Source organism: Rhodoluna sp., from assembly GCF_049276775.1.
Lineage (GTDB): Bacteria > Actinomycetota > Actinomycetes > Actinomycetales > Microbacteriaceae > Rhodoluna.
Genome location: NZ_JBASXC010000013.1, coordinates 1 through 8,292 on the forward strand (window position 1 = coordinate 1; position 8,292 = coordinate 8,292).

Sequence of the window (8,292 nt, forward strand, 5' to 3'; positions counted from 1 at the left end):
AATCCACCGACTAAAGCCATCTAGCTCAAAGGGTAAGTACATGCTCAAGGCTGCAGTTTCAACAACCTTCGGTCCTGGAATCCTTCTGGACACCACGGTCGCCAAGGTCTAAGGCTAGAAACAACGCTTGAAACAAAGCTAGAAACAAAACACAAGAATTAGGGGGACCGGGGCCAATAGGCCCCGGTCCTTTTTTCTTGGGCCTTGAGGCCTTGGCCAGAGCCATGGCTTGGGCCGGGGCTTGGGCCAGGGGCTTAGGCCACAGGTGAATTAGAATTGCCGAGGGCAACGAAGCCCCATCAAACACATAAGGAAAGTGCTAAATGTTTTCAGCAGCCGATGAAAAGCGCGTACTGGATATGGTCCCAAAGGGGATCTATATAAACGGTGAGTGGAAAGACGCTGCCGACGGCAAGACCTTAGATGTGATTGACCCGGCCACCGGCAAGGTCCTGGTATCGATAGCCGATGCCGCCCCAGAAGACGGCATGACAGCTATCGATGCTGCCCATAACGCTCAAGCCGCTTGGGCTAAGACCGCTCCTCGTGAGCGAGCAGAAATCCTTAGAGCTGCCTTCGAGAAGGTAACAGCCATGGCTGACGACTTCGCACTATTGATGTCCCTTGAGATGGGTAAGCCAGTATCTGAAGCCCGTGGAGAAGTTGCCTACGGGGCAGAGTTTCTGCGCTGGTTCTCAGAAGAGGCTCCAAGAATTACCGGTCGCTATGGAACAGCGCCCGATGGCAAGAACCGAATCATGGTTTTGAAGCGCCCGGTTGGACCTTCACTATTTATTACCCCCTGGAACTTTCCATTGGCAATGGCAACCAGAAAGATGGCACCAGCCATCGCAGCTGGCTGCACCATGGTGCTAAAGCCAGCTGCTCTTACGCCACTCACCTCAATGCTGTTTGTGAAGGTGTTGGAAGAGGTTGGCGTTCCTAAGGGAGTTGTGAACGTTGTTCAGACAACCCGTGCCGGCGATGTCACTGGACCGATCATCAAGGATGAGCGACTAAGAAAACTGTCCTTCACCGGTTCCACCGGTGTTGGAAGAAGGCTGATTGCAGACTCTGCCGATCGAGTGCTACGCATTTCGATGGAACTTGGCGGAAATGCACCATTCTTGGTGTTCGAGGATGCCGATCTGGATAAGGCCGTAGACGGTGCGATGCTTGCCAAGCTTCGCAACATGGGAGAGGCCTGCACCGCAGCCAATAGGTTTATTGTTCACGAGAGCATCGCGGAAGAGTTTTCAAAGAAGTTCGCTGCCAAGATGGCAGCTCTCAAGGTGTCTCGCGGAACCGAAGACGGTGCCAACGTTGGACCACTTATTGACGAGAAATCCCGCACTGGAGTTCACGCCCTGGTTGCCGATGCCGTTTCCAAAGGAGCCAAGGTTCTAACCGGAGGAGAAGTTCCATCAGGCGATGGTTATTTCTACCCGCCAACTGTCTTGGCGAATGTTCCAGCGAACGCCGAAATTCTCAAGGAAGAAATCTTTGGTCCAGTAGCCCCAGTGATTACCTTCAAGACTGAGGATGAAGCGGTGGCTTTGGCCAACTCAACAGAGTATGGACTGATTGCCTACGCCTTCACCGAGAACCTAAATAGAGGCCTTCGCCTAGCTGAACGCCTAGAGGTTGGAATGTTTGGTCTCAACGCAGGTGTTATCTCGAACCCAGCCGCTCCATTTGGAGGGGTCAAGTCTTCAGGACTTGGCCGCGAGGGCGGCTTCGAGGGAATCGAAGAGTATCTGGAAACCGTTTATGTCGGCATTGCTGACCCGATGATTGGCTAATCAGGGCAACAATAGACAAGTGAAAACCAAAAGCCTAAGTGCCGTTGCCATCCTGTCCGCTGCAGTTCTAGTTCTTGCGGGGTGTGCCGAGCCAAGAGTTGATTCAGCCCCAGCTCCAGTTGAGCCAACGCCAGAGCCAAAGGTCTTTGTCTCTGCCCCCTTAACCGGGATAGCACTAGAAGAGGGTTCTGCAGGAACAGAGACGTTCTCAGCTCCTGCTGTTTCTTGCAAGATCGACAACGTCTTTGCAGCAAGGCCTCAATACAACCTGAACAAAGCAGACATTGTTTTTGTTCAGCAGGTTGAAGGTGGCGTCACAAGACTCGTTGGAGTCTGGCAATCACAACCCGTGGACCAAGTCGGACCAGTTAGATCGGTTCGTCCGATGGATGCTGACACCGTTGCACCGATCGGTGGAATCTTTTGCTTCTCTGGAGGACAAGCTCCGTTTGTGAAGGCAGTAAATGACCTTGGTGTTTACATGGCCAGTGAAACTTCTGAGCAGTCAGCAGAGCAAAACAGCTTCTCTAGGTCTTCTTCAAAGCCTGCCCCACACAACGTTATCGTTGACATGGCACTGTTGCAGTCTCAGCACCTGGACAAAGCTGCCCCTGGCAAGGTCTTTGACTTTGTCGGCTTCGACAACGAGTCAGAAAGTTATGAACCTGCATCAACTGATGCAGGTGCTGCAACAACCCACGTCACGATCAAGTACCCGGGAGCCGTAAGCTACTGGGAAGGCGATGGCGCAGGCAACATGATTCGTGAACAAGATGGTGCAGCCCATCTTGATGGAGCAACCGAAGAGCAGGTAAGAGCCAAGAACGTTGTTGTTCTGAAGGTAAAGATAGACACCAGCATCAAAGATGGTCGCTATGGTTTCATTCCAAGAACAGTTTTGATTGACTCAGGAACAGCCTGGGTCTTCGTTGACGGCAAACGCATCAAAGGAAGCTGGTCCAAGGAAACCCAGACCGGTTCAATCACCTTGGCTGATGAATCAGGAAACCCAATCAAGCTTGCCCCCGGCAATACCTGGGTTGAGCTGATGCCAACCAACGGATCAATTACCATCAAGAGCCCTCAGGCCGAGGCTCCTGCCTCAACCGAGGCACCTGCCGAGTAATTACTGCTAGCCAACCCAGCCACACTTGGCACCCCTACAGCCCTGTAAATACGGGGTTTTTGGGGTAATTTCAGGGCAGCCTGAGCTAGTCCACGAAGGGCTCACGCCCCGCAACAAACTCCCAGGCGACCTCTTGGATTTGGCTCTTGTCCACCAGAGGCGAGAGCCCTTCGGGCCCTGCAAAATCTTTAATGACCTGCTCGATAATCTTGGCAGCTGACTCACCAGGGTATGGAGAACTTGCCTCAACAAGTTTTTGAATCTCTGCTGATCGATCGGGAACTCCATTTGCTCTTGAATCGTGAATTGCTTTTTCAAGTTCAGCAAAAGTTTTCACTCTTACAGATGCATTTGCAGCAAGTTCACCGGTTGCTGTGAACACCCAATGATCTTCTTTTTCAAAAAAGATGGTTGGCTTGCCTGCAATCAATGGGTACTCACCCAAGAAAGAGATTCCATCGGTGACAAGAATGTCTGTTGCAAGAAATAGTTCAGCGTAAGAACCATCTTCATCAACTGAGGTGTTAGCTAACTCGTCCCACTGATCTCGCCAAGAGTTCAATTCTTGTTCTGAAATCACTTTTCGATCGGTGAGTGTTCCCCAAAGGAAAGGATGTGGTCTCAAAACAATTTGAATGTCTGGATTGGCTTTAGCAAAATCCAACATTTGATCTTTTACTTTAGGAAAAACACCGAAGTTGAGCCAATGTGGGGAATAGGAGTGGTGTGGTGCCCACACCACCCTGTATCCATTACCCGCAATTGGCCAACTTGCCTTGCCTTCGAGGGCTTCTTTGCGCAAAGAATCTATTTTTGGTGAACCAAGAAAGTGAACGTGGGAATTTCCACGTTCGGTTTTTGCATATGCATCCAAAACATTTTTGTCTTGAGTGAAAACTAGTGAGGCAAGTTGGTGAATGCGCTGCTTATAGATGTGAGTTGCAACAAGTGAACCAACTTGACCACCACCTGGCTCGTCATCTGGTTCATCAACCATCACCAAAGAAAAGTAAGGAACGTAAGCAAGGCGTGTGAACTCAGCTAACCTGTCGAAACGAACAGCTGGTTGGTAGTTTCGCTGCCAGGGGTAGTTCACAAACACATAATCTGGGGCCAAATCTCTCAAAATGGCCAAACCATCCTGGTTTTCACTGCCCGAACCCCCGGTATTTAGCCGAATATGGGGTATGTCCCTGCCTTCAAAGAAGGCATGGGATTTGTCCTCCTGGGCATAGGCCAACTGGCCCGTTAGCTTCCTGGGCATGGAGACAACAATCGGGTCAAAACGGGGGTCTTTGGCCATCTTTTGGTAGATCTCGTCCAGGGCATCCCAAGCCTCGAAATACAGTCCTAGAAATACGACCTTGATGGGCTCCATCCCCCAAACCTAGCAAAGTCCAAGAAAATGGCCATTTTTGGCCAATTTTGAGCAATTTGGCGAATAGACACGGTTTAAGGCCCCAAAACAGGTGGGTAGCCACCTGTTTCCAGAGGGCGAATATAAAGAGGTAGTTAACCTAAAGGGGTCCCCTAAAAACCAAAGGGTGGAACTACGAACGCCCGACGCCACCGCCAGGAAGATTCAAACTTTGAGACACCGTCTACGCACAAAATCAAGCAGTCGTGTCTCGCGTGTCCTTGCTTTATCACTTGTCATTCTGTTGATCCCAGGCCTAGGCAATGCGGCTGGTTTCACGATGGGCGATCCTGTGAGCTACGACGAAGGCGATCCGGCAATCAGGGTTCTACCGGATTTTGTTCTTACTGACGCCAGCCAGAGCTACGCCGGTGAGAATATCACGTTTGCTCTGGATGGTACATACGGATCAGGCGAGATACTGGCCTTCTCCGAATCCACCCCAGACGTCACCCTCGGAGCAATCAGCGTTCAAAACGGGACTGTCTTTAAGGGTGACGGGACCAACGCCAGTGCCATTGGGAATGTCGATCCAACCTTTGACGGAGAGGCAAATAGCCTCAGGGTAAATTTCTCCAACGCTTTCACCAACGGCGATTTCTCAGATGGAACAACCGGTTGGGCTATTTCCGACACAAGAACTTTTCTAGGGTACGCAAATGCCAGCGGGGCAGCGGTCACGACTGATGCAACAGTAATTGGCGGGTGGCCAGCACCCGTTGACTATCTCTTTGGTCCGGGAAATCAACCAACCGCTGCATCCCCATCAACAATTAACCGAGATCGTGCCTCCAGCCCGAACACCTTCTCTAGCGCGATCACCTCCGGTAGGTTGCAGATGACGGTGGGAGGAGCCTCTTGTGCGACAGGCTTTTGTGTTGTTCGAGGACCCCACGTCATAAGCGAGTCTTCCGTTTATTTAGCAGCCGGGGACCAGGTCAGCCTTGATTGGTTAGCATCCGCAGCTGGCGACGGTTTTGATGTTTACGGGTACCTCCTAAATGTCTCAAACGGCAAAGCCTTTCGCCTAATTGATGAAACCGGAAGAGATGGAAGAGCGGCCGGAGGATCGGTGAATGTGACGATTGGGTCACCAAGAAACGAATCCGGCTACTTTTCATCCGGCACCCAAAGAACTGACCTCAAGGCTTACCTATCGACCGGAATTGTAACAGGTAAGAGCTCTTATGACGACACGAAATTCACAGACGGCACGGCCTTCGAAGCTGGTAACTACAAATTTGTATTTGTTGCAGGTTCCTACGACGACAGCGGAGGCCGATATCTCGGGGCCACATTTAGCATTGACAACATCGCGGTTTCTTCAAGTTCTCCCGCCACTGTGAATGCATCGAATATTCAGGCACTGGCGAGGCTCCTTACGTACTCGAACAGCAACCCACCCGCTGGAACAACTAATAGATCTCTAAGCTTTGCCTCATCACTATCTGACACGGGTTCGCCGGTGACTATTTCGGTCACCTCCGTCAACGACGCGCCTGTTTTGGCAGCAGTATCTTCACACGGCTACACTGACACTTCTGCAGTTGACTCGTTCACTAATCACACGGGGACTCTTTCGGCAACCGACGAAGAAAGTGATCCGATTAGCTTTGGGCTAACAGACGCTACTGTCTCTGGAACCACGGCGACTTTGACTAGGGATCTTGGAACGATGTCATTGAATACAAATTCAGGAGCATTTACCTTCACACCAAACCAGGGGGTAATCAATGCCCTGGATGCTGATACGAGTGCGAGTTTTACCTTCACCGCCTCGGATGGCTCACTATCTTCATCTCAAACTTTCACAATAAACGTTACGGCTGCGGTGGATGCTTTGCCCGGACCGCCCGTTATTTCAAGTATTACTCCAGCCAGCGGCGCTCTAAACATTAGTTTTTCGGCGCCGGCTTCAACGGGAACTTCAGCAATCACTAACTATGAGTACTCCACCGACGGAACTACCTTCCTAGCACTAACCCCTGCGAGTACCAACACTTCAATCCGAATCACAACTGAATCAGATGGAGTGACGGATTTGGTGAATGGCACGGCGTATCAAATTTCACTGAAGGCGGTCAACTCAACTGGAGCATCTGTTGCGTCAAACTCTGTCACTGGTACCCCTGCGGTCCCTGCGGCGCCAGCTCCTTCCGGTGGATCAGGAGCTGCGGCTCCCGCTCCAACCCCGACGCCGACCGCCTCGCCGAGACCCACAACACAGCCAACCCCGCCAGTCACTCGACCAAACAGGGTTCAACCATCTCCCCTCGCAGCTGTTCCAAGGGAGGTTCCAACGCCTCCTCCAGTTCCCTCGTTGACTCAACCTGAAGGAGCGAGCCCAGAACTCGTTCAGAAAATTCGAGAGTCTGAACAAAAAATCTCAGAGCCCCAGCTCGCGTCAGAGGCTTTGGCCGAATTCTTGGTGCAAAATCCAGACGTCGGTGAGGTTACTGAGCTTGGTTTCGTTGCCGTGAGTCCGGCTAAGTCGTTCGTCACTCTGGACGGCATCCCGCAGTCCCTGGCTTTTGTTCCGAATGAAACGATGACGGGCATGCAGGTTGAAGGCTCAGATTTCAAATTGGTCATCGGGGCTAAGACCTCGGACGGGCAGCCAGTGGAGATTGACTCCTCTGGCAGTGTGGTCATCTCAAAGAACCAGCTTGCGACGGTTGAAGGAATTGGATACAGCCCCGGGAGCAGGATCGTAATTTGGTTGTTTTCAGAGCCAATCAAACTTGGTGAGGTAGAAACAGACGACCAGGGAAACTTTGTGGGAGCCGTTCCACTTCCCGAGGATCTTGACACAGGGAATCACACAATCCAGGTAAGTGGCGTAGCGGCGAATGGTGAAACTAGGTCGGCTCTGATGGGTCTCGTGGTGAAAGAACCAGAGTCACAACTCTTCGTTTCCCTGAATAATTCATTCGGATCCACTTGGGTTGCCTTGGTCCTAATGGGCAGTCTGGGTGTGCTTTTCCTATTCCTCGCACTCGTGAGGCGCAGGAAGAAACCATCTGAATCAAGAGCTCGTCGTCGGACCGCATAGAAGATTTAGCTAGTCATCGTCAGATGGGCTGACGGAAGAGGGTCCAATTATCAACTCGAATTCCAAAGTCGAACAGGGCTTTAGCTAAAACTTCCTTTTGATTTGTTGTTGAGCTCAATCTTGTGCTGGACGCCTTCTATGTCAACAACCAGGGATAGTTCACCACCCAGGGCTTCTAGGTATCTGCGGATGGTTTGAAGTTCTGATCTATCTAGGTCTAGCCTTTCAAACTTGGAGATGCGGTTTTGGGTTAGACCCAGTTTGTCGGCAAGCTGCTGCTGGGTAAGGCCTTGGTGCTGCCTTAGTTCGCGGAGTTTGTATTCCAGGACCTCTCGGTAGATCTGTTTGACGCCTTCGGCTATTTCTTGTTCATCGAAGTTTTGGGCGGCTCTCCAAACGTCGTAACTGACAAAGCCTGAATTAGTTTTCAAGGAATCGGTCATACTCTTCCTCCGCTTGTTCGATTGCCCGCTCATACCATCCGCTCCAGTTATTTGATTTGTCACCGGCAACTAGAAGTAATGCAATTCGCTTCGGTGAGAAGCAAAACAGGATTCGAATTGCCCCATCTCTTGACGACGACACCCTGAGTTCCTTGAGGTTGTGTATTGCTGATCCTTTGACCGAATCGACAAAAGGCCTCCCAAGCATCGGCCCCTTCTCTCGGAGAGCATCGGTGGCCTTGAGGACCCTCAAGAGATTGGACTCCGGCTGGTTATCTAGGAACCCTAGGACTTGCTCACTCATTTGAATATCCCAGTTGTGGTGCAAAAAGCTCTCCCTGCAGACTATTCCCCTGATGGAATAAATGTCAAGCACTCAAACCAGCTGAGGAATCTTTGTGTGAAGAGCGAGTCAAGCTCAAAAGGACTCTATAAAGAGGTCAGCTTTGGAG

6 protein-coding genes and 1 pseudogene are annotated in these 8,292 nt (G+C 51.2%); 4 read left to right on the forward strand and 3 right to left on the reverse strand.

Annotated elements, in window-relative coordinates:
• From WAO31_RS00750 to WAO31_RS00760, 3 genes and pseudogenes are all read left to right on the forward strand, one after another.
• Positions 1-112, forward strand: a pseudogene (locus WAO31_RS00750) (50S ribosomal protein L1); the annotation flags it as partial.
• 211 nt (positions 113-323) lie between these two features.
• On the forward strand, positions 324-1,802 hold the full coding sequence (locus WAO31_RS00755) for an NAD-dependent succinate-semialdehyde dehydrogenase (RefSeq protein ID WP_509589055.1): 1,479 nt from the start codon (positions 324-326) through the stop codon (positions 1,800-1,802).
• Positions 1,803-1,821: 19 nt separating this feature from the next.
• A complete protein-coding gene (locus tag WAO31_RS00760; protein ID WP_509589057.1) occupies positions 1,822-2,928 on the forward strand; it encodes a DUF3048 domain-containing protein in 1,107 nt (368 codons plus the stop codon).
• An 85-nt stretch (positions 2,929-3,013) separates the two neighbouring features.
• Here the strand turns inward: WAO31_RS00760 and WAO31_RS00765 are convergent, their stop codons facing one another.
• Positions 3,014-4,306 carry a CDP-glycerol glycerophosphotransferase family protein gene (locus tag WAO31_RS00765; protein ID WP_509589059.1) on the reverse strand — a complete coding sequence of 431 codons (1,293 nt, stop codon included), beginning with the start codon at positions 4,304-4,306 and terminating at the stop codon, positions 3,014-3,016.
• Between the two features lie 331 nt (positions 4,307-4,637).
• On the opposite strand from WAO31_RS00765, the gene WAO31_RS00770 reads away from it, so the two are divergent.
• Positions 4,638-7,397: a VCBS domain-containing protein gene (locus tag WAO31_RS00770; protein ID WP_509589061.1), complete on the forward strand. Its 2,760-nt coding sequence runs from the start codon at positions 4,638-4,640 to the stop codon at positions 7,395-7,397.
• Positions 7,398-7,477: 80 nt separating this feature from the next.
• Here the strand turns inward: WAO31_RS00770 and WAO31_RS00775 are convergent, their stop codons facing one another.
• Together WAO31_RS00775 and WAO31_RS00780 are read right to left on the reverse strand one after the other, a co-directional pair.
• Positions 7,478-7,840 carry a helix-turn-helix domain-containing protein gene (locus WAO31_RS00775; RefSeq protein WP_509589063.1) on the reverse strand — a complete coding sequence of 121 codons (363 nt, stop codon included), beginning with the start codon at positions 7,838-7,840 and terminating at the stop codon, positions 7,478-7,480.
• Complete coding sequence (locus tag WAO31_RS00780) at positions 7,818-8,144, reverse strand: type II toxin-antitoxin system RelE/ParE family toxin (RefSeq protein ID WP_509589065.1); 327 nt, start codon at positions 8,142-8,144, stop codon at positions 7,818-7,820. The genes WAO31_RS00775 and WAO31_RS00780 overlap by 23 nt, the downstream gene beginning before the upstream one ends.
• Positions 8,145-8,292: the final 148 nt, after the last annotated feature.